We start from the raw sequence: 24,012 nt of genomic DNA, 5'->3' as shown, positions 1-24,012 counted from the left end.
GCGGTTGCGGTCCTGATCCTGACGTTCGGCGGGCGGCTGGGCCCCTGGGGTCTCTGGCAGGCGTGGACGCGTCCCCAGTGGCTGATTGCTATCGGCCTGTTTCCAATCCTGCTGGTGCTGGGTTTACCCATCAGCCTCACTGCGCCATTGGCCAATGTGTTCGCTGTACCCTGGATCAGTCTGGTGGTGTTGCCTTTGGCGCTGCTGGGCACGGTGCTGTTGTGGGTGCCGGTGATCGGTGACGGCCTGCTTTGGTTGGCCGGCGGGGCGTTGGAAGGGTGGTTCAACGTGCTAACCCTTCTCGCCGGGCAGTTGCCGGCCTGGACGCCGGCCCAGGTGCCGCTGGTGTGTTGGCTGGTCAGCCTGGTGGGCGCGCTGCTGCTGCTACTGCCCAAGGGGGTGCCGTTTCGGTTGTTGGGCTGGCCCATGCTGTTGCTGGCGGTGTTTCCTCCCAGGGAGTCGGTACCCCACGGGCAGGTGGGGGTGGTGCAGTTGGATGTCGGCCAGGGGCAGGCGCTGATCCTGCGCACCCGCAATCATGCGCTGCTTTACGATGCCGGTCCGCGTTCCGGGGCGGTCGATCTGGGTGCACGCGTGGTTTTGCCGTCATTGAAAAAGCTCGGGGTACAGCGGCTCGACATGCTGCTGCTGAGCCATGCCGATGCCGATCACGCCGGTGGCGCGGCAGCGATAGCCCGTGGTTTGACCATCGGGCGCGTGGTAGGCGGCGAAACCGAGGGGCTGCCGGCATTTCTCGGGACCGAGCCCTGTATCAGTGGCGAGCGGTGGGAGTGGGATGGTGTGTCTTTCGCGTTGTGGCAGTGGTCCGGCGCCATAAGTGGCAATCCAAAGTCCTGTGTGTTGCAGGTGCAGGCCAAGGGTGAACGGCTGTTGCTCACCGGCGATATCGACAGCGCGGCGGAGCGCGCCTTGCTCGATACGCCGCTGGCGGTGCCAACCGATTGGCTGCAAGCGCCCCATCATGGTAGCCGCAGCTCGTCATCCCGATCCTTTGTGCAGCGGCTCGCCCCCACGTCGGTGCTGATTTCCCGAGGGCGGGGCAACGCCTTCGGTCATCCTCATGCGCAAGTGGTCGCGCGCTATCAGGCCCAGGGCAGCCGACTATACGACAGCGCCGAACACGGGGCCGTGCGCTTTCAGTTGGGCGCCTTCCAGCCCGCCATTGTTGCGCGCAGTCAACGCCGATTCTGGCGCGAACCGTTGCCGTAATCCGGCGTTACCAAACACCGCAGGCTGCGACAGCCTGGTCTGCGGCCAACGAACCCTGCCGCCGAACCTATATGATAAAGTGGCGCACTTTTTCGAGGGGGCATTCACTGTGTGGGAATTGGTCAAATCCGGCGGCTGGATGATGTTGCCGATCATCATGAGTTCCATCGCCGCACTCGGCATCGTCGCCGAACGCCTGTGGACCCTGCGCGCCAGTCGCGTCACCCCCGAGCATCTGCTGGGGCAAGTCTGGGGCTGGATCAAGAACAAGCAGCTCGACAAAGAGAAGCTCAAGGAGCTGCGCGCCAATTCGCCGCTGGGTGAAATCCTTGCCGCCGGCCTTGCCAACTCCAAGCATGGTCGCGAGATCATGAAAGAGTGCATCGAGGAAGCCGCCGCACGGGTGATCCATGAACTGGAGCGCTACATCAACGCCCTCGGCACCATCGCCGCCATGGCGCCGCTGCTCGGTTTGCTGGGCACGGTGCTGGGTATGATCGATATTTTCAGCTCGTTCATGGGCTCGGGCATGACCACCAACGCCGCCGTGCTGGCCGGTGGTATTTCCAAAGCACTGATCACCACGGCCGCGGGCCTGATGGTGGGCATCCCTTCGGTGTTCTTCCACCGCTTCCTGCAACGGCGCATCGATGAACTGGTGGTCGGCATGGAACAGGAAGCCATCAAGCTGGTGGAAGTGGTGCAGGGCGACCGTGATGTGGACCTGGTCGAGGGCAAAGCGTGAAATTTCGCCGCAAGCGACGGGAAAATGTCGATATCAACCTCGCGTCGCTGATTGACGTGGTGTTTATCCTGCTGCTGTTCTTTGTCGTCACAACCACGTTCACCCGGGAAACCCAGCTGCGCGTCGACTTGCCCGAAGCCGTCAGCGGCTCGCCGGCCGAAGACCAGCAGGTCAAGCAACTGGACATTGCCATCAGCGCCGATGGGGTGTTTTCGGTGAACAACCAGTTGCTGGAGAAAAACGACCTGGCCAGCCTGATGCAAGCCCTGCAGAAGGAATCCGGCGGCGATACCAGCCTGCCACTGTCGATCAGTGCCGACGGCAAGACCCAGCACCAGGCTGTGATTACCGCGATGGACGCCGCCGGCAAGCTCGGTTTCAGTCATCTGCGCATGACCACCGTCGAGGCGGCGAGCCCACCCTGATGGCCATGTCCGATCGTTTGCTCAAGGCCTGGTATGAGGGCCATCCGGCGCTCATGCTGTTACGGCCGCTGGAGTCGTTGTATCGCCGGGTCGTGCAGCGCAAGCGCGCGCGCTTCCTGGCGGGTGAGGGCGCTATCTATCGGTCACCGGTGCCCGTTGTGGTGGTGGGGAATATCACCGTCGGGGGCACGGGCAAGACGCCGCTGATCCTGTGGATGATCGAGCACTGTCGGCGCAGTGGCCTGCGCGTGGGCGTGGTCAGTCGAGGGTATGGCGCCAAGCCGCCACAGTTGCCCTGGCGAGTCGAGGCCGATCAGAGTGCCGACGTGGCCGGCGACGAACCTTTGCTGATCGTGCAGCGTTGCGGTGTCCCGTTGATGATCGATCCGGACCGCAGCCGCGCGGTGAAAGCGCTGTTGGCCAGCGAAACCCTGGACCTGATCCTTTCCGACGACGGTCTTCAACACTACCGCCTGGCCCGCGATCTCGAACTGGTACTGATCGATGCCGCCCGTGGCCTGGGCAATCGCCGTTGCCTGCCGGCCGGGCCGTTGCGCGAGCCGGTCGAGCGCCTGCACAGCGTGGATGCGCTGCTCTATAACGGTGCTGCCGAGGACCGCGAAGACGGCTTTGCCTTTGGCCTTGCGCCTGCGGCGCTGATCAACCTGCACAGTGGCGAGCGGCAGCCGGTTACCTACTTTCCGCCAGGCCAGCAGGTACACGCAGTTGCTGGTATCGGCAATCCGCAACGTTTCTTCAATACCCTTGAAACGCTACACTGGCAGCCGATCCCCCATGCGTTTGCCGACCACGCGCCCTACAGTGCCCAGGTGTTGGATTTCACTCCGCGTTTGCCGCTGGTCATGACTGAAAAGGACGCGGTGAAGTGCCGCGCCTTCGCCCGGCCCGACTGGTGGTACCTTGCGGTGGATGCGCTGCCGTCGCCGGCGTTTGTCGCCTGGTTCGACACACAACTGATGCGCCTGCTGCCCAACCGTGTTTTGCCTTAAACCGTTTATTTCCAGGACATACCCATGGACACCAAATTGCTCGACATCCTTGCTTGCCCGATCTGCAAAGGCCCGCTCAAGCTCAGCGCCGATAAAACCGAGCTGATCAGCAAAGGTGCCGGCCTGGCTTATCCGATCCGTGACGGCATTCCGGTGATGCTCGAGAGCGAAGCGCGCACCCTGACCACCGATGAGCGCCTGGATAAATGACTACCGCCTTTACCGTGGTGATTCCCTCGCGCTATGCGTCGACCCGCCTGCCGGGCAAGCCGCTGCAAATGATCGGCGCCAAGCCGATGATCCAACTGGTGTGGGAACAGGCCTGCAAAAGCAGCGCTGAGCGGGTGGTGGTGGCGACTGACGATCCGCGCATCATCGAAGCCTGCAACCGTTTCGGCGCCGAGGCGGTGCTGACCCGCGAAGACCATAATTCCGGCACTGATCGCCTGGCCGAAGTGGCGACGCAACTGGGCCTGGCGCCCGACGCCATCGTGGTGAACGTGCAAGGTGACGAGCCGTTGATCCCGCCCAGCGTCATCGACCAGGTCGCCGCCAATCTGGCGGCCCATGGCGAGGCGCGCATGGCGACCCTGGCCGAACCGATCGAAGACAGTGAAACCTTGTTCAACCCGAACGTGGTGAAAGTGGTCAGCGATATCAACGGCCTGGCCCTGACGTTCAGCCGTTCGACCCTGCCCTGGGCGCGGGACGCCTTTGCCAGCAACCCCGGCGTACTGCCGCCAGGCGTGCCGTACCGCCGCCACATCGGCATCTACGCCTATCGCGCCGGTTTCCTGCATGACTTCGTCAGCTGGGGCCCGTGCTGGTTGGAAAACACCGAATCCCTGGAGCAACTGCGGGCCTTGTGGCACGGCGTGCGTATCCACGTGGGCGATGCGCTGGAAGCACCGCCCGCAGGCGTCGATACCCAGGAAGATCTTGAGCGCGTCCGTCGCCTGCTGGGGGCTTGATGGAAGTCCTGTTTGTCTGCCTGGGCAATATCTGCCGTTCGCCCACCGCCGAAGGCGTCTTGCGCCACAAGTTGCGCGAAGCCGGCCTGGCCGATCAGGTTGAGGTGGCGTCGGCGGGGACCGGGGAGTGGCATATCGGCAACCCACCGGACCTGCGCAGCCAACGCGCAGCGCTGGCGCGGGGCTATGACTTGTCAGCCCAGCGTGCCCAACAGGTCAGCCGCGCTGATTTTGCGCGCTATGACCTGATCCTGGCCATGGACCACAGCAACCTGCGCAACCTCAAAGCCATGCAGCCTGCGCAGGGCAAGGCGCAGCTGGATTTGTTCCTGCGCCGCTTCGACGGCGAAGTGGACGAGGTGCCAGACCCTTACTACGAAGGCGAACAAGGCTTTGACCGGGTGCTGGACCTGATCGAGCGCGCCTGTGATTCATTGGTGATCGAATTGAAGGGCCGGCTATGACCTTGCACGTACAAGCGCAGGTATCGCTCAAGCCATTCAACAGTTTTGGCATCGACGTACGCGCCCAGCTGTTTGCCGAGGCCCGCAGTGATGCCGATGTGCATGAGGCCCTGGCCTACGCCGACGCGCACAGTGTGCCGCTGTTGGTGATCGGCGGCGGCAGCAACCTGCTGCTGACCCGGGACGTGCCCGCCCTGGTGTTGCGCATGGCGACCCAGGGCATTCGCGTGCTGCACGATGATGGCGTGTACGTGGTGGTTGAAGCGGAGGCGGGCGAAGCCTGGCACCCCTTTGTGTCGTGGACCCTGGAACAGGGTTTTTGCGGCCTGGAAAACCTCAGCTTGATCCCCGGCACGGTCGGTGCCGCGCCGATGCAAAACATCGGCGCTTACGGCGTCGAGATCAAGGACGTGTTTGCCGGCCTCACGGCGCTGGATCGCCAGGCGGGCGAGCTGCGGGATTTCAGCCTGGACGAATGCAAGTTTGCTTACCGCGACAGCCTGTTCAAGCATGAAGTCGGGCGTTGGTTGATCCTGCGGGTACGCTTTGCCCTGAGCCGCGCCAGTCACCTGAAACTCGATTACGGCCCGGTGCAACAGCGCCTGGCCGCGCAGGGCATCACCGAGGCCACACCGAAGGATGTGAGCCAGGCGATCTGCAGTATTCGCCGCGAAAAATTGCCGGACCCGGCAGAGCTGGGCAATGCCGGCAGTTTTTTCAAAAACCCCTTGGTGCCCCAGGCCGTGGCTGCCGAGCTGAAAAGCCAGTATCCGGACCTGGTGGCTTACCCTCAGGCAGACGGGCAATGCAAGCTCGCCGCCGGTTGGCTGATCGACAAGGCGGGTTGGAAGGGCTTTCGTGATGGCGATGCCGGCGTGCATAAAATGCAAGCGCTGGTGCTGGTGAACTACGGCTCAGCCACCGGGCGGGATATTGCCAACCTGGCGCTGCGTATCCAGCAGGACATTGCCGAGCGCTTCGGGGTCGAGCTTGAGATGGAACCTAACAGGTACTGAGCGTCCACCGCCCCACCAATGAAAATGCCCCGTATCTCACGATACGGGGCATTTTTTATAGCGCTGACAATCAGTCGTCACGGCTCATGATGCCGAAGATCTGCAACAGGCTGATAAACAGGTTGTAGATCGACACATACAGGCTGATGGTCGCCATGATGTAGTTACGCTCACCACCATGGATGATGGCGCTGGTCTGGAACAGGATGCACACCGAGGAAAACAGCACGAAACCTGCGCTGATCGCCAGTTGCAAACCGCTGATCTGGAAGAACATGCCGGCTACCACCGCCGCCAGCAACACGAAGAAGCCTGCAGTGATGAAACCACCCAGGAAGCTCATGTCCTTGCGGCTGATCAGCACGTACGCCGACAGGCCACCAAACACCAAGGCAGTCATGGCAAATGCCGAACTGACCACTTCCGCACCGCCGGCCATGCCGAGGTAACGGTTAAGGATCGGGCCAAGGATAAAGCCCATGAAACCGGTCAAGGCAAACGCCGACACCAGGCCCCAGGCCGAGTCGCGCAGCTTGTTGGTCAGGAAGAACAGACCATAGAAGCCGATCAACACGACAAAGATATTCGGATAACCGACGCGCATCTGCTGGGCCACGTAAGCCATCACGCCGCTGAATGCGAGGGTAAGGGCGAGCAGGCCGTACGTATTGCGCAACACGCGGCTGACTTCAAGCTGCTCAGCCTGCGCGTTGCCATTCACTGCGTAATTCTGTTCGCGCATGGCGACACTCCTTCAGTTTTGAAACGTTCAGTCGCAAAGATCATAACAGACGCTCTGTAACAAGCTATGCAGAGAGTTTGACAGTGTGTTTCATTCGGGTATTATGGCGCCCGCTGAGACGGGATGAGCGACTATAATCCCGTGATGCACAAGGGAAATTGGCAGAGTGGTTGAATGCACCGGTCTTGAAAACCGGCGAACGTTAATAGCGTTCCCAGGGTTCGAATCCCTGGTTTCCCGCCAAGATTTACACGAAAGCCCCGCGATTGCGGGGCTTTCGTGTTTAAGGGGTTTGGGTGGAGCGCTGCGGTTTTTGAGGGGCGTTCCGAAACTTTCGGGTAGGCGTTCCGAAACTTTGCCTATTTTGATGGTTTAGCAGTAGCGCCAATCCTCCTGTAAACCCGCTTTGTGATCTCCTGCTTACTGTGTCCCAGTAGCAGGCTTGCGTCGCCAATATCGATGATTTCCGATGCTGCTTTCGGTCGGATGTCGCGAAACTGAAAACCGCCAATCTTCGCGGCGAGGAGCGGATCGCCCTCTTCGATTGCTTTGGCACAAGCTTTCTCCCGCGCCTTGTCCCAGCGCAAGCGCAGCATTCCCTTCGTCATTCGCTTTCCGTGCCTGTTTATCAGCAGGTACTTCGAGACGTGGCCGGCATTCCTCTCCGTAATTTCCCGAATCAACCTGCCCAAGCTGTTTTCTCCCTCTTCTGTGTACATCAGGATCCTAAGCTTAAGCCCTGTCTTGCCTTGCGTGACCAAGAAGTAATCGCCCTCAATGTCGTCCCTGCGCATGACGATCACGTCTGCTGGCCGCTGGCCTGTCAGGTAGCCCAGGTCCATGGCTTCCTTGAGTTCCGGCTCAGCCATCCCGTAGACCGCATTCCAAACCGCGGCGTTGGCATAGTAGTCACGTGGCGTTTCCTTGTTCTTGCGGATGCCCTGGCACGGATTCTCCCGCTCTGTAAGGCCCCATTCCCGCGCCATGTTGAACACGTGGGAGAGTAGGGCGATCTCCCTATTGGCCCGTACCTTGGCTGTACGGGCGTCGCGGTAACCGGCGATATTGGCTGGTGTGATTGAGTCGATGGGCGCCCCGTCAAACATGGGCCGCAATTGTTTGAGCTCGGCTAGGTTATCCTTCTGGGTACGCTCGCCTTTTTTCGGAATGACGTCGCGAACGTATCGATCAAAGATCCCCTTCATCATCGTCAGATCGGCTGGCTTTTCCTTGGACTCAAGCTCTGCCCACTTCAATCGGGCTTTGCTCAAGTCTCCCCCAAGCGGGATTTCCTTACCCGTTGAGTCTCTGTAGTAATAACCAACCCACACTTTACCGTTCTTGCGAGGGCGCTTTCTCCGCACCATTCCCGGCGGTAAGTCCCTGTTCTCAGTGTTTCGAGGTCGCATCTCAGTTCACCCTGGAGAAGTCAGGTGTCCAAGCTGGTCGCGGCGGCGTGCTCTGCTCTGCAGACGTTGGATTGGTCATGCCAAGCTTCATGCGAGCGTACATGCGTCCGACCAATGGGCGGCCACCACGGCTCTCAACGAATACCCAATTGCGGTCGTTGAGCCATCTCCGTTGATGGGCTCGCTGCTTGTATCCAGTAAGGTCGGCCAGTTCTTCGTCCGAGAAAATTTCAGTTTCTAAAGTTCTAGTGCGTGAATGATGCGTATACCCCCCGGCAGGCTGCGCGAGCGGGCGTTCCTGAGCGTTTAGCGTTGCATCAGCGAGCGCTGCCCTGCGCAGCTTTTCGTGGGGTACAAATGCCTCGGCAGTGGCGTTGGAAGGAGCAGTAATGCCTGCTGCTGCGCAGCAGAGACTGTTTGTTTCTAGCGTGTCGCCACCATTGGCTGTGCGGAGCAAAGCGGGCAGGGCGTTGGTGTTGTCTTGGTGGTTCTTCATGCCGCTTTCCTCCGGTGTTCGATAGCGAGTTGGTCCATCAGGCGCTGGTGATAGGTGAGTCGAGCTTCTGCTGCAGGCCAAGGGCGGATGGTTTCGGCCATGGGTTCGATGCCGACCAAGCAATCCCAGATAGCCGGATCGGTTGGCATGAGGTCTCGGCGTTCGGTCGCCAGCGCAATCAAGTCGGCCTTGTAGATGCAGGCGGGGAGTTCTGGAGCGATGTCGAACCGCTCGCAAATGCGCCACCAGATGCAGTCCTCGAAGTGCTGGTAAGCGCTAATCCACTGCTTGAGTGGCCGAGTCATGTCACCCACGTACGCCTCGGCGGCATCGTGGAGCAAGGCCGCGAGCTTGTACTCTTCCGGCACCTGCTCGGCGACGATGCAGCTGTGTTGGGCCACGCTGTAGAACTCGAGGGTGTGGCCGTTGAAGCGGCACAGGTGGGCCAGCGAGTGCGAGATGTCCCGTGGGTCGATCATGTCGGCGTCGGGCTCGAACAGATCAAAGCGCTTGCCAGTGGAGGTGAGGATCCAGTTCATGCGGCTTCCCCCTTCAGTTCGAAACGATCCATCAGCGCAGCCATGTTCAGTGCTTTTTCACGTAGGGCAAGTGCCTGAGTTGCTTGGCTTTCGGATCTAACGGCGCGGAAAGTGTCTGCGGCGAGCTTCAGCTTTTCGGCAATGGCGAGAAGTGTGTAACGGTCTTGCGGTTCCCGGCTCAATAGGAGTTCAGTTCGCATGCATTGATCTGACATTTCTTTGATAGAGGCTGCGTATGCGGCTGAAGCTTCGTCCCGGCCCAAGACGTAGCCGTCGGAATAGCCTTCTTCATAGCCCTCATTTTTGCCGTCAGTAAGGCCGCCTCGATACCCGACCCAATAGAGGATACCGGCGGCGATTACGATGCTGATCAGTGCGCAAATTTGAATTGCAGTCATGTGGTGTGCTCCTGGTAGTTTCGTGGCTGGTGGTGGCAGCCGTCTGGGTTACTGGTCTTGCTCGGTTGAATCGTTTTGTGGCCGGGGCATGTCTTCGTCCGCTCGGTAAGCGCGGATGTCGATCAGTGCTGCGACGTGTTTGATGTGGGCATACCGGATAGCCTTGACGCTGTGGTCCAAGGTTGTCACCGGCAGTTGAATACGCCCGCTGTTGATCGCCTCGGTGAAGGTCTTCTCGTTGAGGTTCTTGAAGTAATGCACGCGCAGCTTTTCCAGGGGGATAAGCACGTCGCCGAAGAGTTGATGCAGCATCTCGACTGTTGCGCTATCCGGCGCGGGTTGCAGCCGTAGCGGTGTTTGACTGTTGTTGCTCATGGGCAGCTGCCTCCTTGCGTTTGAGTCGTGAGGGGTGGTTCCAGGCATTTAGGCAGTGGCGTTTAGTCAGCTCCCGCAGATGCTCCGGCACTTCGAGGAGCGCGGCATTGCGCTCCTCGCGTGTGTGCATGGCGACGATCTGGCGGGCGTACTCCCTAGGCCACGTCACGGTTATCTGCCGGGATGGCTGGCAGTTCGAGGCCCAGCTGACTTGCCAGCCAGGGCATACCGGCTTGCCGGACCTTCGTCGACTGGCTGTATTGCATTCCGGCCGTCTCGTGGTACCAGTTGCCGTTCTTGATCCGCAGGTATTCTCGGTCACGTACAGGGAACGCCGGGAGGTTGCGGTCAGTGAGCAAGCCCTTATCACGCATAAGCGCAATCAGTTTGGGCCGGGTGAGGCCGAAGTACTTGGCGGCTTTAACCAGGCTACGTTCCATCTCCGCCTCCTAGGCTGCATGCGCGGCTGGAGTCGCCACGGCTGCCAGGTGAGTGATGGACTCGGCCACCATGGAGTAGATCTCCATGTCACTGCCATACACCGTGAAGCACTTGGTACGTGGCTTCCTGACGCCGATGCTCATGATGGTGGTAATGCCAGTGCGGGTCTTGTTGCGATGGATTGCCAAATTGATCGGTTGCTCAAAGCCCATATCGAGGCTGAGCGCGCCGCCGGTTTTTACTAGGTCGAACACACGTTGCTTGTGTTCAGTCTCGAATACGCCGTAGCGGCGATCTGAGTGCGGCAAAGACGACGGATCGGTTGGGCTGGTTGGCCCGTTGACGATCTCTTCAATGAAGTCCGCAAGCTTAAGGTGCATCTTCTTACTATTGGTCAGGGTCAGCGTGTGGCGTTCGCAGCCCAACTCAATAGTGAAGTGCGTGTCTGCTTTGCGGCGCTCGACTTTCAGGCGGAAGGCTAGGGCCTCACGCTGAACTTCGGCACGCAGCAGGTGGTTGAAGGTTTCGGTTAGGTTTACTTGGGCCTTGAGCAGGGTCAGGGTGCGGTTGTCGAGTTTGTACTTGCTCATGCCGCGTGCCCTCCGCCGTTTGGATCGGATGGGCAGGGCGCGTTGCGTTCTTTCGGCTTAGGTTTGGACGCGATGAATTTGCAGCCGAGGTCTTGCGCCAGGCGGCGGATTTCAAAGACGCGTGAGGGGTTTGCAGCGGCCGGGTGGACGTGCAAAGTAGCTGTGGTGTGCATGGTGTTGCCTCGCTCTGTGGTGAAGAGTAAGGATAATATCAACCAGTGGTTGATTTGTGTCAACTGTCAGTTGCGTTTTGGTCCCAGGTCTTTTGAAAAAAACGGTTTGTGATGTCAGATTGCCGCACTTTAGGTAAGATTGTAGGCAAGATTGGCGCTGCTTATTGTTTGGAATTTAAGTATATGGATATTGTTGTATCTGCATTTTTGGTGTGGTGGGGAATCAGTAATTGCTCATTGAGCGGTAGTGCAAATGGCTTTTTAGACTTTTTTAAAGTTCATAAGGACAATTTGTATGTGTCTTTTGTTGAGGTGTTGTCAGAAAATAACAATAAGGCCGAAAATAATCTGTTGTCAAAAACCTTGTTTAATCTAATTATTGGTGCGATTGGTGTAGTGATTTTTCTATTTGTCATAGATATATGGATGGTTAGAAATCACGAAGGCGTAGCAGGGGTTTTTGGGGATTTTTTTGGGGGCGTTCTGAATCCAATTTTGACTTTTCTAACTTTTTTGGGATTGATTGTAACAATAGTGGTACAGCGTCATGATCTCCGGTTGTCTCGAATAGAATATGAACGAACAGCTGAAGCGCTCACTACGCAATCAGTAGAAAATACTTTTTTCAATACTCTTGAATTACATAATAAAATTTCCGATAACATAAAGTTTGATTTGAGTGCTTTTGGCGGCGCTGCGCAGCGAGAAAAAATGTCAGGCTTTAGAAGATTCATGAATGCTGACATTCTGGGTGATGAGTACGAAAATTTAAAAGCAGTGAGAGCTTCAAGGGATTTCTCGCAGCGCGTGGACACTGTTTCTTCTTTACCCACAAAAGTGGTTTACGAGGGCAGGGCTGCGTTTCAGGAAATTCTAAATTTTCTATCGAGGGACGCTGCTACACCACAACAAGTCGTGAAAAGGTATATGCAGATACAAGAAGAACATAATCACATAGTAGGTCACTACTTTAGAAATCTTTATCAGGTTTTGAAAATGATTGATCGCTACGATGAGTCAGTAGTTTCTTGGGAAAGTAAGAAGAAGTATGCGAGCATTTTGCGCGCCCAGCTCACAACTAAAGAATTAGTTTTGCTTTTTATAAACTGCCTGGATAACGTATGCGATAAAGGGCAGTTCAAGAATTATCTTATTAAGTATAAGATGCTTGAACATTTAAACTGCAGAGAGGTTAAGGGGCTGAAAGGATGGTTTCAGTTAGGCGGCGGTACAGGTGTCAATGTAGATCGGTCAATGCTACTTCAATACCGACAGCCCAAAGAGTTTCCTATTTTAGATATTGATAAAGTTTATGGCGGTGCTTTTGGTGGAAATAGAGGTATTCCGCACAATTTAGCTAGCAAAAACTATAGGAAGGTTGGAGATTGATCGGTAATTGGTTCATTCTGGTATAAATGATCCTACTACTTTTCCGCAGATGTGAGTTTCTTCTGTAATATCTATTATTGGGTACTGAGGATTGATGGGCTTTAAAAATTGACGTCCGGCATCCTCTACTAATACCTTGAATGTTGCTTCATTGGTCCGGGGGACGCGGGCAATCACACGGTCCCCTGTCTTAGTTTCAGCTTCCGGATCTACAAAAATAATACATCCTGTTGGATAGCTGCGACCTGGTCCTGGATTCGTCATTGAGTCACCTAGTACCTTCAACGCATAACCGCTTTCACTGATAGGCACGGGGCAAGATAGCCATGACTCGCCATCATGCAGCTCAAAGTTCGACTCGCACCATGCTCCCGCTTGCACCCACGAAATCAATGGTACTTTTCCAAATCGCCGAGTTACCTCACGAACATTGGTGTCGCTTACTATGCCAAACTGACGAATATTGCTTTCCCCCGTTTGCTCTTTTGGTAGCACACCATATTCTAGCCACTCTCTCCGCACCTTCAGCCATGAGCACAGCACAACCATGCTATCAGCCTCAGGTATTGATTCACTATTCAGCCATTTACTAATGGCCTGAGTGCTTTTCTCAGCCCCCACCGCTACCAAGTGTTTATAAATATCCACCCCACGACCCCGGGTGCGTATCCCGGCATCGTCAAGTGCTTCGTGAAGGCGCGCCGTGAAAGCTGCCCGTAGCTCATTCTTATCAACCATGAGTTGATACTCTCACAGGGGTTGCGCAATAGTCAGTTGATGTTAATATCAACCGCGAGTTGATAATTGGAGGTTGCCATGTTGGACCCCGCAGATTTTCCGAACGCCATTGCGTTCGCATTTGAAGCAGTAGGCGGCATCGGAGCCGCCGCCAAGGTATGTGACAGGAGTTACCAAGCACTCAATAAATGGCGCTTGGCTGCCAGCCTTCCACGCACCGATTACACCGGTGAAACCCACTACGCGAAGCTTTTAGCGACTGCTGCAGAGCAAAAGGGCAACGCGTTTGACGCTGCCTGGTTGCTCAACGCATCAGCCCCGCAAAAAGCTGCAGCGTAGATAGAAAAAAGGCGACCCAAGGGCCGCCCAGTTCCTCCCGGCACACACCACCACAGTGCTGTCGGGTCGCGACGAAGGTAGGAGGGCACACCACATGCAAACCACCTCCCTTTATCGCGCTGCCAAGACACGGATGTCTTGGGTTGCTGCCTTTTCCACCACAGATTAGGCAGCTGTTGCGCCAGAGGTGAGCAACGGATTGTTCGCCTCGGCACGGTGCCGGTTTCGATCCCTAGATCTAGCCGGCGTTTGGGCCCTTTCAAGCCACGCGGCAAATGTATCACCACTACACGTCGCGGGGCACTGGCAACTTAGTAGGATTAATGCCATGAGCCGAGTAGCTTTAAGCTGTGTTGATCGAGCGCAAAAGGAAATACTGACGCTCGAATTAGCGCTGTACCACGCCGCACGGGACTATCCCGGCGGTGCCGCAGCAATCGCCGCCACCACCGGCCGCAATGCCACCACGCTGCAGCACAAGTTGTCCCCCACCCATCCCTCGCACACAGTCAACATCCAGGAGTTCGGCGAGATCCTCGAACTGACCAAGGACCGCCGCATTCTCGATGCGGTGCACGCCCTTGTCGGCGACACGATCTGGCAGGAACTGGCTGAGGCGTACACCAACGACATGCCTGAGACCCTCACCACGGGTATCGCCATGTTTTTCCGGCAGGTTGCCGATTTGTCCGAAACCTGGGCCAAGCACATTGGCGACGGCAAGGTCGATGACCGTGAGCTGGCCGAGATTCGCCAGCTAGTGTTTCGCGGTATCCAGGGTTTATTGGGCATGTACAACCGCGCCCGCTACGTCAACCAGACGACTTGTGGGGTGGAACGTGGCTGATATTGCTGACTTTGCAAATGACCTGGTGCAAGAGCGCATCGATCAGGCCGTCGCTGCACGCCTGGCGCTGATGCCCCACACGGCTCAGCATTCGCTGATGTTCTGTGACGAATGCGATGGTCCCATCCCCGAGGCCCGTCGTTTGGCGCAACCCGGTTGCACGCTTTGCATTGAGTGCAAGACCGTCGATGATCAGAGGGCTGCCCGTAATGCTCGATGATGTGATCAATCAGTTCGCGGACTATGGTCTAGAGCCCGTTCAACCCTTGGTATTTGGCAAGCTTACCCGCTGCAAAACCACCCAGGACAAAGGCAAGGAAAAAAACGGCTGGTACGTCATCCACGAACACCGCACCGAAAAAAACGAGACGCTGATCTTCGGCAGCTTCGGTGACTGGCGGTCTGGCGATACTCAAAAGATCAAGGTCAAGCCCGGACGTATGAGCCCCGAGGAGCGCGAAGTCATGCGCGCTCGCCAGGAAGATGCCAAGCGTAAGGCTGCCGAGATTGCGGCCAACGCATCACGCCGAGCGGCCAACCGTGCTGCCGGCCTGTTCAAGCGCATGCCCGAAAAGGGTAAGAGCGCCTATCTGGATCGAAAGCAGATCGTAGGCTTCAAGGTTCGCTATGCGCCACGTACTGGCGCATTTTTGGTGCCCATGTGCAACGTCCGCGATCAGATCGTCGGCCTGCAGGTAATCTTCCCGGCCAAGCAAGAAGACACCGGTCGGGATAAGCAGTACTGGCCGCCCGGTATGTCAAAAGAGGGGGCTTTCCACCTGATCGGTCCCCACCCCGAGCCCGGCGAACCGGTGCTGGTGTGTGAGGGCTACGCCACAGGCGCAAGCCTGCACATGGCGACTTCGCTCACTGTCGCCATCGCCTTCGACGCGGGCAACCTGCTGCCTGTCTCCAAGGCAATGCGCGAGCGTTTTCCCGGCTGTCCGTTGATCATCTGTCGCGATGACGACTGGAAAACCAAGCGCCCCAACGGTGACCCTTGGAACCCAGGCGAAGAGAAGGCCAACAACGCCGCGCTGGTTGTCGGCGGTCAAGTCGTTGCCCCGGTGTTCTCCGGCGAGCGCGAGATCAAGTGGACCGACTTCAACGATCTGCACGTCGCCGAGGGGTTGGAGGCCGTCCGCCGCCAGGTGCTCGCGGTGGTCAAGCCTCCTGCAGCGGGTGGTTGGAAGGACCAACTGGCCCGCACCGAAAACGGCTCCCTGATTGCGCACATGCAAAACGTCGAGCTTATCCTCGGCAATGACGAACGCTGGGCCGGGGTCATCGGCTACAGCGTGTTCAGCTCCAAGATCGTCAAGCTGCGGTCTGCACCCTTCGGCGGCGGTGCCGGCGACTGGGCCGACATTGACGACATGCGAGTGATGAAGTGGCTCGCGCAACAATACAACTTGCGGGTCAAAGCGTCCCATGTGATCGAAGCGGTCAGCGTGGTTGCCCACGACCACGCCTTCCACCCGGTGCGTGAGTACCTGGAAAAGCTGGAATGGGATCGCGTGCCGCGTATTGAAACCTGGCTGACCGACGTGCTGGGCGTTCAGGCCAGTGAGTACTCGGCCAAGGTTGGTAAGCGTTGGCTTATCTCGGCTGTCGCCCGTGTGATGCGTCCGGGTTGCAAGGCCGACTCCGTGATGATCCTCGAAGGCGGGCAGGGCGCCGGTAAGTCCACGGCCATGGGCGTCCTGGGTGGTGAGTGGTTCATGGATACGCCCTTTGCGCTCGGCGACAAGGACAGCTTCCAAGCGATTCGCGGCAAGTGGATTGTCGAGTTGGGCGAGCTGGACAGCTTTAACAAGGCGGAAAGCACCAAGGCCAAACAGTTCTTTTCCGCGTCCACCGACACCTACCGCGAGAGCTATGGCCGCAGAACGAATGACGTGCCACGCCAGTGTGTTTTCGTGGGGACCACCAACCAAGAGGAGTACCTCAAGGACGCCACGGGCAACCGTCGTTACTGGCCGGTGTTCTGCAACAAGGTCGATCTGGAGCAACTGCGCGAGATCCGCGACCAGCTATGGGCCGAGGCACTGTTCTGCTTTGAGGCGGGCGATATCTGGTGGGTGAACAAGGACGAATCCAAGATGTTCGCCGAGGCTCAAGACGAGCGCTTTGTGGTGGATGAATGGGAAGGGCCAATCCTGGCCTGGATGGAAGAGTCGCAGATCGGCGAAACCGCCACCGGCAACGAGATCCTAACCCAGGCGCTTAAGCTGGACTTCGGCCATTGGGGCAAGCCTGAGCAGATGCGGGTTGGGGCGATCATGCACCGGCTGGGCTGGCGCAAGCGGCGTATGCCTGCGCTGCCAAAAAGCGGCGTGCGGCCATGGGCGTATGAAAAGCCTGCGGGCTGGGGGCGTGCGTCTGCGTTGCAGCAGGCGGTGATTGAGGAGCCTTGCTTCGATGATTAAGCGAATCGACGAGATGCTCAAACTCTGGGCGCAGGATCTGCATTCACCTGTGCCAGACGGTGCTGGCGGGCCGAGTGGCGGCAATATGATCGCCATGCTGATGGAGTGCAAAGGTGAGTTAATACGCGGCACGCGTGGTAGTCGGGTGCTGCTGGATGAATCGGCGGATATCGAGTTGATCGTCAACAAACACTTGGCGCCTGAGCTGGCCCTAGTGGTGATGGAACACTACTGCAACCACGAGAGCTTCCTCTCACAGAAAATGCTTCATTGCGGTTGCAGTGCACCGACCTATTACCGTCGGCTACACGATGCCCATGTATCCATCGCCGGCATGCTGATGGGGAAGGCTGCATGATTCTCGGCGTCACTCCGCGTACTTCTGTCCTACTGTCCCGCCTTGTCCAACTGCCATTTTGCGCAGTTGGACAGGCGCATGCCGCGCCGTTGCTGGGCTGTCCTACTGTCCAACCTTTACCCGCCCCACGCACACATTAGCATAGCGGGCACGTAGTCGCGCCCATGGCGCGCACGCGTGCTATTAACTTTCTCTCTATACACAAGAGAAAAGTAAAAAAGGTAGGACAGTAGGGCAGAGTCCCGTATTTAGGCGCCTGTAGCTGTCCTACTTCGATCCAGAATAGTGGGACAAGTAAGACAGGGCACCAGAAGCGATAGCCGATTGAATGCGTTGTCCCTCCGTTCCACCTGCGTCATACCCCTATGGCACCCGTATTGCTCCATGGCATTAAAACCTGCTTGCTGCCATGATAATCCACCTGTAAAAAGTACCCATCTTCGATAGGTGCGACCGCAAGCAGCGGGACACACCACCACACTGAACCCGGCCATTGCGCCGGGTTTTTGCGTTTATGGGGTAGGGCGATGACGAACGAGCAGCAAGCGCTTATTGATATGCCGATCTGGATGGTGATCGTGCTGTCCCTGGTCGGCGGCATATCCGGCGAAGCATGGCGGGCCGACAAAGCGGGGGTAAGTGGCTGGTCCTTGATTCGCCGCTTGCTCCTTCGGTCCGGGGCCTGCGTGGTCTGCGGGCTTTCCACCATGATGTTGCTACACGCTTCGGGCATGTCTGTCCTGGCGGCAGGGAGCATTGGATGTCTCACCGCGATGGCTGGCGCCGATGTCGCCATCGGGCTGTATGAACGCTGGGCCGCCAAGCGGTTGGGTGTGTGCGACGTGCCGCCCTCGGGCAGCGGTCAGGCATGATGCCCTGGAGGCCACGGAATACGTGGTCTGTAGCGGGATGCGTCAAAATGGTGCGCCGAAAGTCGCCGGGGACCCTGGCGGCCTTCGAGGGACACGGGGCATGAAACCCGCGGGAAAGCGTTAGCGGCAGGGCTGCCAGCTTACTGAAATTCAATCCATTGAAATTGAAAGGTTTCCATTGAAAAGCCGTTGAAAAGGAGGGCTTATGACGGATCCATTGTTCCTGTCTAAAAGCGCTTTCGCGGTTCGCATCGGCAGGACGCCGAGCTACATCACTTGGCTGAAAGACAACAATCGCCTGGTGCTGTCGCCGGATGGCAAGAAGGTCGACGTGCTGGCAACTGAAGCGCTGATCCTCGAAACCGCCGACCCCAGCAAGGCCGCCGTCGCGGCTCGCCACCAGCAAGACCGGCTCCAGCGTGATGTTTACAGCCAACTGTCCCCCATGGTCGAGCCGACTAACACGGCTGCGCCGCCGCAGCCAGCTGGCGCAAAGAGCGGGCAACCCGACTTCCAGAAGGCCCGCGCACACCGCGAGTACTACCTGGCCCAGTTGGCCGAGGCCGAGTTTCACAAGGTGCAGGGTTCGCTGGTGGATATGAAGGCGGTCACCACCGGGGCCTACAACGCCGGACGCATGCTGCGCGATCAACTGCTCAGCATGCCCCCGCAATTGGCCCCAGAACTGGCGGCGATGTCGGACCCTTGGGAGATTGAGCAGCACCTGACCAAGGCGCTGCGGCTGTCCCTGGAAGAGGCCGAGCGCATGTCTTCGGCTGACCTTGAACGCGATCTGATCACTACGAGTTAAACCATGCATACGGAAAAACCTGACGGCGCTGAGGTGTACCGTGAGGCGTATTTCCGTGGGCTGCGTCCAGACCCCAGCCTGTGGGTGGACGAGTGGGCCGACGAGTACATGCGCATCCCGCGTGATACCGGCGCCGCCGAGCCAGGGAAATATCGCACCGTGCGAACGCCCTACGCACGCGAGCCGATGCGGTGCCTGTCACCGGCTCACCCATGCAAGCGCGTCGTGACCATGGTCGCCTCGCAACTGATGAAAACCCAGATCGCCTTGAACTGGATCGGTGCGCTGATCCACATGGTGCCGTCGAACATCCTCACGCTGTTGCCCAGCCTGGGTTTGGCAAAGCGAGTGTCGTCGCGGATCGGCAAGACCATCAAGGCCACCCCGGTGCTGCGCGAGCGTGTGGCGGCGAGCCGCTCGCGGGACTCGCGCAACACCATGGACACCAAGGAGTTTGAAGGCGGTTCGCTGTACGTCACCACCGCTGGCTCTGCGGCCAACTTGGCCGAGCTGTCGGCGCGCTACGTGTACGGCGATGAGATTGACCGTTGGGAGGTCGACGTAGGCGAAGAGGGCGACCCCATCGAGCTGGCAGAAACGCGGGGCAGTACCTTCGGCCGCAATGCCAAGTTCTACTTCTCCAGCTCGCCTACGATCAAGGGCGCATCGCGCATAGACGATCTGTTCGAGGGTAGCGACCAGCGTTACTACTACGTGCCGTGCCCGACTTGCGGGCACATGCAGACCCTTGAGTGGGAGCGGCTGCATTACTCCCAGGACTTCAGCGTGGTGCATTACGAGTGCGCCGGGCCTGACTGCGATGTGCTGATCGAGGAACATCACAAGGGCGATATGCTCGCCCGTGGTGAGTGGCGTGCCCATGCCAAGGGTGATGGTGAGACGGTCGGCTTCCACCTCAACGCGCTGTATTCACCGTTGGGTTGGACGGGCTGGAAGTCGCTGGCAAAGCAATTCGAGAAGGCGAAAAAGGCCCAGGCCAAAGGCGACCTTGAACCCATGCAGGTGTTTTACAACACCCGTCTGGCTAAGGTGTGGGACAGCGCGCAAGAGCAGACCAAGGCATCGGTACTGATCGAGCGGGCACGCCGGGAAGGGTTCTCCCTCGGTGCAATGCCCGCCGCCGTGATGATGATCACGGGCGCCGTCGACGTACAGGCCGACCGTCTGGAGTTCATGGCAATGGGCTGGGGTGTCGGCATGGAACGCTGGGTCATTGACCACCGGGTGATCGCGGGCGACCCGTCGGACGAACGCACCTGGGCGGTGCTGGATGAACTGCTGAAAGAGCGGTACCGGCATCCCTGCGGCGTCGGCTTGGGCATTCTCGCGGTCGCCGTCGACTCCGGCGGTCACCACACCGACGAGGTCTACCAGTTCTGCCGCGTGCGGCGCTGGCGCAACATCTTCGCCATCAAGGGCGCGAGCAAGCCCGGCAAGCCAGTGATCGCTCAGCGGCCGTCCATGGTCGATGTGACCTGGAAGGGCCAGACCGAACGCGGCGGCGCTGAGCTGTGGTTTGTCGGTACCGACACCGCAAAGGACTGGATCTACAACCGCTACCCGTTCGAGTCCGGCCCAGGTGCGCTGCACTTTGCCAACGACCTGCCGGACGAGTTCTTTGCCCAGTGCGTGGCCGAGCGCAAGGTCGCCAAGTACGTGCGGGGCCACAAGCGTATCGAGTGGATCAAGGGCAAGGCCGAGCGCAACGAAGCCCTCGACCTGATGGTGTATTGCCTGGCGATGGCGCATTACCTCGGCATCAACCGGTATCAGGAACACGACTGGGACCGGGTACGGAACTCGCTGGCACAGGCCGGTTTGTTCGATGAAAAGGTAGTCGCCGCCGAGCGTGTCACGGTCGCCGAGCAGGCTCCAGCTACACCGCAAGTGGCGTCACAACCCGTTGCCCCGGTCGCCCAACCGCGACCCGCTGCACCCCCACAACGCCGCAGCTCCACCAGCGGCTACCTGAAGAGACGCTGATATGTCGTTTACTCCGAAGCACCTCGAAGCCATCGAGCGCGCCATCGCACGCGGTGAAAAGACCGTGCGCTACAGCGACCGCACGGTGGAATACCGCTCCATCGACGAACTGCTCAAGGCTCGCGACGAGATTCGCACGTCGCTGACCAACGCCGCCGGGCCGCGCTCTCGCGTGGTTCGGCTCATGCATGGAGGCAAAGGACTCTAATGGCCCGACATTATCCGACGCTAACCCGTAATGGATTCTTGCTGCCGTCGAACATCAAGGCCAGTTACGAAGGCGCCGGAGAGGGCCGTCGTTCGGCCAGTTGGGAAGCCACCGACAACGGCATCAACAGCATCAACACCCCGGCACTGCGCAACCTGCGGGCTCGCTCGCGGGCGGCGGTGCGCAATGACCCGTATGCCTTCAACGTCATCGACAAGCGCGTCAGCAACCTGATCGGCACGGGCATTACGCCCAGGCCGACCACGGACGACGCGGCACTGCGCAAACTCAAGCAGCAGCTGTGGGATGACTGGGTGGATGAGGCGGACGCGGACGAGCTGACCGACTTCTACGGCATGCAGGCTCTGGTGGCGCGTACCGTTGAAACTGCTGGTGAATGCTTTGTGCGGTTGCGGCCGCGCAGCCCGAGCGAAGGTTTAGCGGTGCCACTGCAGCTGCAGGCGCTGGCCCCGGAGTTTGTTCCACATGACAAGTTTGAAACGGCCAAAAACGGCAACGTCATCCGCGCCGGGATCGAGTTCAATCCGGCCGGTAAGCGTGTGGCGTATTGGATGTACCTCTCGCATCCACGCGATTCATCGTCGTTGAACGCCGGGTACAACCAGTTGGTGCGGGTTCCAGCCACGCAGGTGCTGCATATCTTCGAACCCATGGAGCCAGGGCAACTGCGCGGCGTGCCGCGTCTGGCACCGGTTTTGAAACGCCTACGCAGCTTGGACAACTACGACGACGCGGTGCTGTTTCGCCAGGAGGTTGCGAACCTATTCGCCGGCTTCATCAAGCGCCCTGCGCCGGACAGCGGGCACCAACCGCGTGATCCGGTAACGGGGCAATTGCTGACCACCGACCGCGACGGCTTCACACCGATGGTGGCCCTGGAGCCCGGCACCATGCAGGAGTTGGGGCCAGGTGAAGAGGTGGAGTTCTCCAAACCACCGGACGCCGGCAACAACTACCCGGACTTCATGCGTCAACAACTGATGGCTGCGGCGGCGGGTTCGGGGACGCCTTACGAGATCCTCACCGGCGACATGCGGGAGGTCAATGACCGGGCGCTGCGGGTGGTGCTCAACGAGTTCCGTCGACGTTTGGAGCAGCTGCAATTCGGCGTGTATGTGCATCAACTGTGTCGCCCGGTGCGTGCCGCCTGGATGGACATGGCGGTGCTGTCCGGTGCCCTTGTGCTGGAAGACTACGCGCAACGTCGACGCGAATACCTGCGTACACGTTGGGTGCCGCAAGGCTGGGCCTACATCCAGCCGGTCCAGGACGTGCAGGCGCGGCGGATGGAAGTGCAGGCGGGCTTCGGTTCGCGCAGTGAGATGTGCCTGCGCAACGGCTACGACGCGGAAACCATCGACGCGGAAAACGCGGCCGACCTCGCCAGGTCCACGGACCTGGGCCTCAACTACACCACGCTTGATGCCATCGAGCCGATTGATGACAAGGAACAACCATGAGTAAAAAAGCGATCCCGCGCATTTATGACAAGGCTGGCAAGCAGGTAAAAGTCGCGGATAAGAGTTGGTACACCTTCCAGGCCAGCGGTGAAGCCGAGCAGCAAACCATTGAGGTGTTTGTATACGGCGAGATCGGCACCTGGGGTGTCAGCGCTAATCAGTTTGTCCAGGACCTGCGCGCCATGGACGACGGCGCGTCACCAGTGATTGTTGCGTTCAACAGCATTGGCGGCGACCTGTTCGACGGCCTGGCTATTCACAACGCACTGTCGCGCTTGGGCGAACGCTGTACCGGGCGCATTGATGCGCTGGCGGCCAGCGCGGCGAGTGTCGCGGTGTGCGGCGCTCATCGCGTTGTGATCGCGGCCAATGCAATGCTGATGATTCACAACCCCTACACCTTTACCGGCGGTGATGCCGAAGACTTCCGGCGTGTCGCCGACGTCCTGGACCAGACTTTGGAGGCGATTATTGCGGCCTACAAGTCCAAAGCACCGGACATTGACGAGGCCGAGCTGCGGCGCATGGTCAACGCCGAAACATGGCTGACGGCCAATGAGGCGGTGGCGCTGGGCCTGGCAGATGAAGTGGGCGACGGTCTCAAGGTCAAAGCCTGCCTCGGCCAGGGCAGTGTGTTGCAGCGCTTCCAGCATGCCCCGGCTGAATTGCTCGCTCAACTGGATGAAGAGCCCGACGTCGATCCGCCTGAACCTGTCGATCCACCGGAACCGGCGCCCGTATTGGATGCTGCTGGACTGGCACTGATGGTCACCAAGGGTTGCGCGGCGGCCGGCATCAGTAACCTGGTGGAGTCATTGCTCGCCACCACGCGCCTGGAAAGCGAGGCGGTAGTAACGGCCGCGCTGACCAAAGCGAAAACGCTGCATGGTCTATGTGTCGCCGCACGGTTACCGGAGCTGACCGCTGAGTTTATCTCGGCGGGTCTGGATGAAAGCGCAGTCCGTGCTCGTCTGTTCGACAAATTGGTGAGCAGCGGCGGTGGCTTTGAGATCAACAACAGCCTGCCGCTGGACAACGATCCGGAACCCACCATTAAGGCCAAACAGGTCGACACCCAATCAATCTGGGCTACCCGTCAGGCGGCACAGAACGGAACCTCGAAAGGAGCAAGAGCATGAAAATCGAATCGATGCACGCGGGAGAGTTCCTGCTGTCCGAAGGCGCTGGCAACATTTCCCGCGAAGCGATCAATGTCGCAGCCGGGCCAGCCCTGGAGCCGGGCCAGATCCTGGGCCTAGTCACCGCCAGCAGCGAGTTTGCCCCGTACCAGCCAACCGCCGAGGACGGTACCGAAAACGCCGTCGCTATTCTGTATGGGCCGCTGGGCGAGTCCGATGTGGCCCGGCGCGGTCGTGCCATTGTGCGGCTGGCCGAGGTCAGCGAAGCGCATTTGACCGGCCTCGACCCCGCCGCTGAAAAGGCCCTGGCCGCCCATTTCGTGATCGTCCGCTAAGACGTTTACCTCGTTTATCCATCCCGCCGAGTGCGGGA

At 59.0% G+C, this 24,012-nt stretch carries 30 protein-coding genes and 1 tRNA gene; 22 read left to right on the top strand and 9 right to left on the bottom strand.

Features of this window, described 5'->3' with window-relative positions; all coding sequences use genetic code 11:
• The 8 genes from BFP96_RS07515 to murB form a co-directional block, all read left to right on the top strand.
• Positions 1–1,230 (top strand): ComEC/Rec2 family competence protein (locus BFP96_RS07515; protein WP_139113366.1); only part of this gene is annotated, 1,230 nt, incomplete at its 5' end.
• Between the two features lie 109 nt (positions 1,231–1,339).
• Entirely contained in the window at positions 1,340–1,975 is a 636-nt protein-coding gene (locus tag BFP96_RS07510) for a MotA/TolQ/ExbB proton channel family protein (RefSeq protein WP_065885051.1), read from the top strand.
• A complete protein-coding gene (locus BFP96_RS07505) occupies positions 1,972–2,400 on the top strand; it encodes an ExbD/TolR family protein (protein ID WP_065933894.1) in 429 nt (142 codons plus the stop codon). The genes BFP96_RS07510 and BFP96_RS07505 overlap by 4 nt, the downstream gene beginning before the upstream one ends.
• Complete coding sequence (gene lpxK / locus BFP96_RS07500; protein ID WP_065935952.1) at positions 2,400–3,410, top strand: tetraacyldisaccharide 4'-kinase; 1,011 nt, start codon at positions 2,400–2,402, stop codon at positions 3,408–3,410. Before BFP96_RS07505 ends, lpxK begins: the two co-directional genes overlap by 1 nt.
• A gap of 24 nt (positions 3,411–3,434) precedes the next feature.
• Positions 3,435–3,620: a Trm112 family protein gene (locus tag BFP96_RS07495; RefSeq protein ID WP_003174668.1), complete on the top strand. Its 186-nt coding sequence runs from the start codon at positions 3,435–3,437 to the stop codon at positions 3,618–3,620.
• On the top strand, positions 3,617–4,381 hold the full coding sequence (kdsB, locus tag BFP96_RS07490; RefSeq protein WP_065894966.1) for a 3-deoxy-manno-octulosonate cytidylyltransferase: 765 nt from the start codon (positions 3,617–3,619) through the stop codon (positions 4,379–4,381). Before BFP96_RS07495 ends, kdsB begins: the two co-directional genes overlap by 4 nt.
• Positions 4,381–4,845: a low molecular weight protein-tyrosine-phosphatase gene (locus BFP96_RS07485; RefSeq protein ID WP_065894967.1), complete on the top strand. Its 465-nt coding sequence runs from the start codon at positions 4,381–4,383 to the stop codon at positions 4,843–4,845. Before kdsB ends, BFP96_RS07485 begins: the two co-directional genes overlap by 1 nt.
• Positions 4,842–5,861: a UDP-N-acetylmuramate dehydrogenase gene (gene murB / locus BFP96_RS07480; RefSeq protein WP_065895950.1), complete on the top strand. Its 1,020-nt coding sequence runs from the start codon at positions 4,842–4,844 to the stop codon at positions 5,859–5,861. Before BFP96_RS07485 ends, murB begins: the two co-directional genes overlap by 4 nt.
• Positions 5,862–5,931: 70 nt before the next feature.
• Here murB and BFP96_RS07475 read toward each other — a convergent pair whose 3' ends face one another.
• Positions 5,932–6,603: a Bax inhibitor-1/YccA family protein gene (locus tag BFP96_RS07475; protein ID WP_053256786.1), complete on the bottom strand. Its 672-nt coding sequence runs from the start codon at positions 6,601–6,603 to the stop codon at positions 5,932–5,934.
• 152 nt (positions 6,604–6,755) lie between these two features.
• Between BFP96_RS07475 and BFP96_RS07470 the strand changes: the two genes are divergently transcribed.
• Positions 6,756–6,846, top strand: a tRNA-Ser gene (locus BFP96_RS07470).
• A 116-nt stretch (positions 6,847–6,962) separates the two neighbouring features.
• Here BFP96_RS07470 and BFP96_RS07465 read toward each other — a convergent pair.
• From BFP96_RS07465 to BFP96_RS07435, 7 genes are all read right to left on the bottom strand, one after another.
• Positions 6,963–8,012, bottom strand: coding sequence for a tyrosine-type recombinase/integrase (locus tag BFP96_RS07465; protein ID WP_065935951.1), 1,050 nt, complete (start codon positions 8,010–8,012; stop codon positions 6,963–6,965).
• Between the two features lies 1 nt (position 8,013).
• Positions 8,014–8,241: a DUF4224 domain-containing protein gene (locus BFP96_RS07460; protein WP_065935957.1), complete on the bottom strand. Its 228-nt coding sequence runs from the start codon at positions 8,239–8,241 to the stop codon at positions 8,014–8,016.
• Positions 8,242–8,504: 263 nt separating this feature from the next.
• Positions 8,505–9,047 (bottom strand): phosphohydrolase, encoded by a 543-nt coding sequence (locus BFP96_RS07455; protein WP_065935950.1) that lies wholly within the window; start codon positions 9,045–9,047, stop codon positions 8,505–8,507.
• On the bottom strand, positions 9,044–9,445 hold the full coding sequence (locus BFP96_RS07450) for a hypothetical protein (RefSeq protein WP_065935949.1): 402 nt from the start codon (positions 9,443–9,445) through the stop codon (positions 9,044–9,046). Before BFP96_RS07450 ends, BFP96_RS07455 begins: the two co-directional genes overlap by 4 nt.
• Positions 9,446–9,493: 48 nt before the next feature.
• Positions 9,494–9,820: a pyocin activator PrtN family protein gene (locus BFP96_RS07445; protein ID WP_065935948.1), complete on the bottom strand. Its 327-nt coding sequence runs from the start codon at positions 9,818–9,820 to the stop codon at positions 9,494–9,496.
• A gap of 155 nt (positions 9,821–9,975) precedes the next feature.
• Positions 9,976–10,260 carry a phage antirepressor KilAC domain-containing protein gene (locus BFP96_RS07440; protein ID WP_065935947.1) on the bottom strand — a complete coding sequence of 95 codons (285 nt, stop codon included), beginning with the start codon at positions 10,258–10,260 and terminating at the stop codon, positions 9,976–9,978.
• A gap of 9 nt (positions 10,261–10,269) precedes the next feature.
• Positions 10,270–10,851 (bottom strand): hypothetical protein, encoded by a 582-nt coding sequence (locus tag BFP96_RS07435; RefSeq protein ID WP_065935946.1) that lies wholly within the window; start codon positions 10,849–10,851, stop codon positions 10,270–10,272.
• A 356-nt stretch (positions 10,852–11,207) separates the two neighbouring features.
• Here BFP96_RS07435 and BFP96_RS07430 point away from each other — a divergent pair, with 356 nt between their 5' ends.
• On the top strand, positions 11,208–12,413 hold the full coding sequence (locus BFP96_RS07430) for a putative phage abortive infection protein (RefSeq protein WP_065935945.1): 1,206 nt from the start codon (positions 11,208–11,210) through the stop codon (positions 12,411–12,413).
• 12 nt (positions 12,414–12,425) lie between these two features.
• Here the strand turns inward: BFP96_RS07430 and BFP96_RS28920 are convergent, their stop codons facing one another.
• Complete coding sequence (locus BFP96_RS28920) at positions 12,426–13,151, bottom strand: LexA family protein (RefSeq protein WP_083216601.1); 726 nt, start codon at positions 13,149–13,151, stop codon at positions 12,426–12,428.
• A gap of 78 nt (positions 13,152–13,229) precedes the next feature.
• On the opposite strand from BFP96_RS28920, the gene BFP96_RS07425 reads away from it, so the two are divergent.
• The 12 genes from BFP96_RS07425 to BFP96_RS07370 all read left to right on the top strand — a co-directional run bounded on the left by BFP96_RS07425 (position 13,230) and on the right by BFP96_RS07370 (position 23,974).
• The gene (locus BFP96_RS07425; protein WP_065929212.1) at positions 13,230–13,490 is read left to right on the top strand and encodes a hypothetical protein; all 261 of its coding nucleotides are present in this window, start codon (positions 13,230–13,232) and stop codon (positions 13,488–13,490) included.
• 328 nt (positions 13,491–13,818) lie between these two features.
• Positions 13,819–14,337 carry a phage regulatory CII family protein gene (locus BFP96_RS07420; protein ID WP_043046664.1) on the top strand — a complete coding sequence of 173 codons (519 nt, stop codon included), beginning with the start codon at positions 13,819–13,821 and terminating at the stop codon, positions 14,335–14,337.
• Positions 14,330–14,557 carry a TraR/DksA family transcriptional regulator gene (locus BFP96_RS07415; protein ID WP_065935944.1) on the top strand — a complete coding sequence of 76 codons (228 nt, stop codon included), beginning with the start codon at positions 14,330–14,332 and terminating at the stop codon, positions 14,555–14,557. Before BFP96_RS07420 ends, BFP96_RS07415 begins: the two co-directional genes overlap by 8 nt.
• Positions 14,547–16,766 carry a VapE domain-containing protein gene (locus tag BFP96_RS07410; protein ID WP_065935943.1) on the top strand — a complete coding sequence of 740 codons (2,220 nt, stop codon included), beginning with the start codon at positions 14,547–14,549 and terminating at the stop codon, positions 16,764–16,766. The genes BFP96_RS07415 and BFP96_RS07410 overlap by 11 nt, the downstream gene beginning before the upstream one ends.
• On the top strand, positions 16,759–17,124 hold the full coding sequence (locus BFP96_RS07405) for a PA0613 family protein (RefSeq protein WP_043046668.1): 366 nt from the start codon (positions 16,759–16,761) through the stop codon (positions 17,122–17,124). The genes BFP96_RS07410 and BFP96_RS07405 overlap by 8 nt, the downstream gene beginning before the upstream one ends.
• 527 nt (positions 17,125–17,651) lie before the next feature.
• On the top strand, positions 17,652–17,996 hold the full coding sequence (locus BFP96_RS07400) for a phage holin family protein (RefSeq protein ID WP_043046669.1): 345 nt from the start codon (positions 17,652–17,654) through the stop codon (positions 17,994–17,996).
• A gap of 205 nt (positions 17,997–18,201) precedes the next feature.
• Positions 18,202–18,807 carry a terminase small subunit gene (locus tag BFP96_RS07395; protein ID WP_065935942.1) on the top strand — a complete coding sequence of 202 codons (606 nt, stop codon included), beginning with the start codon at positions 18,202–18,204 and terminating at the stop codon, positions 18,805–18,807.
• A 3-nt stretch (positions 18,808–18,810) separates the two neighbouring features.
• On the top strand, positions 18,811–20,811 hold the full coding sequence (locus BFP96_RS07390) for a phage terminase large subunit family protein (protein ID WP_065935941.1): 2,001 nt from the start codon (positions 18,811–18,813) through the stop codon (positions 20,809–20,811).
• A 1-nt stretch (position 20,812) separates the two neighbouring features.
• Positions 20,813–21,019 carry a phage head-tail joining protein gene (locus BFP96_RS07385; RefSeq protein WP_056783432.1) on the top strand — a complete coding sequence of 69 codons (207 nt, stop codon included), beginning with the start codon at positions 20,813–20,815 and terminating at the stop codon, positions 21,017–21,019.
• On the top strand, positions 21,019–22,500 hold the full coding sequence (locus tag BFP96_RS07380; protein WP_065935940.1) for a phage portal protein: 1,482 nt from the start codon (positions 21,019–21,021) through the stop codon (positions 22,498–22,500). The genes BFP96_RS07385 and BFP96_RS07380 overlap by 1 nt, the downstream gene beginning before the upstream one ends.
• On the top strand, positions 22,497–23,639 hold the full coding sequence (locus BFP96_RS07375) for a head maturation protease, ClpP-related (RefSeq protein WP_065935939.1): 1,143 nt from the start codon (positions 22,497–22,499) through the stop codon (positions 23,637–23,639). The genes BFP96_RS07380 and BFP96_RS07375 overlap by 4 nt, the downstream gene beginning before the upstream one ends.
• Positions 23,636–23,974, top strand: a complete 339-nt coding sequence (locus tag BFP96_RS07370; RefSeq protein WP_065935938.1) for a head decoration protein — start codon at positions 23,636–23,638, stop codon at positions 23,972–23,974. The genes BFP96_RS07375 and BFP96_RS07370 overlap by 4 nt, the downstream gene beginning before the upstream one ends.
• Positions 23,975–24,012 lie beyond the last annotated feature (38 nt).

Origin of the sequence: Pseudomonas sp. 34 E 7 (assembly GCF_900005715.1) — a bacterium.
In the GTDB taxonomy this organism is placed as follows: Bacteria; Pseudomonadota; Gammaproteobacteria; order Pseudomonadales; family Pseudomonadaceae; genus Aquipseudomonas; species Aquipseudomonas orientalis_A.
This window is presented reverse-complemented; position numbering and strand designations above follow the sequence as displayed.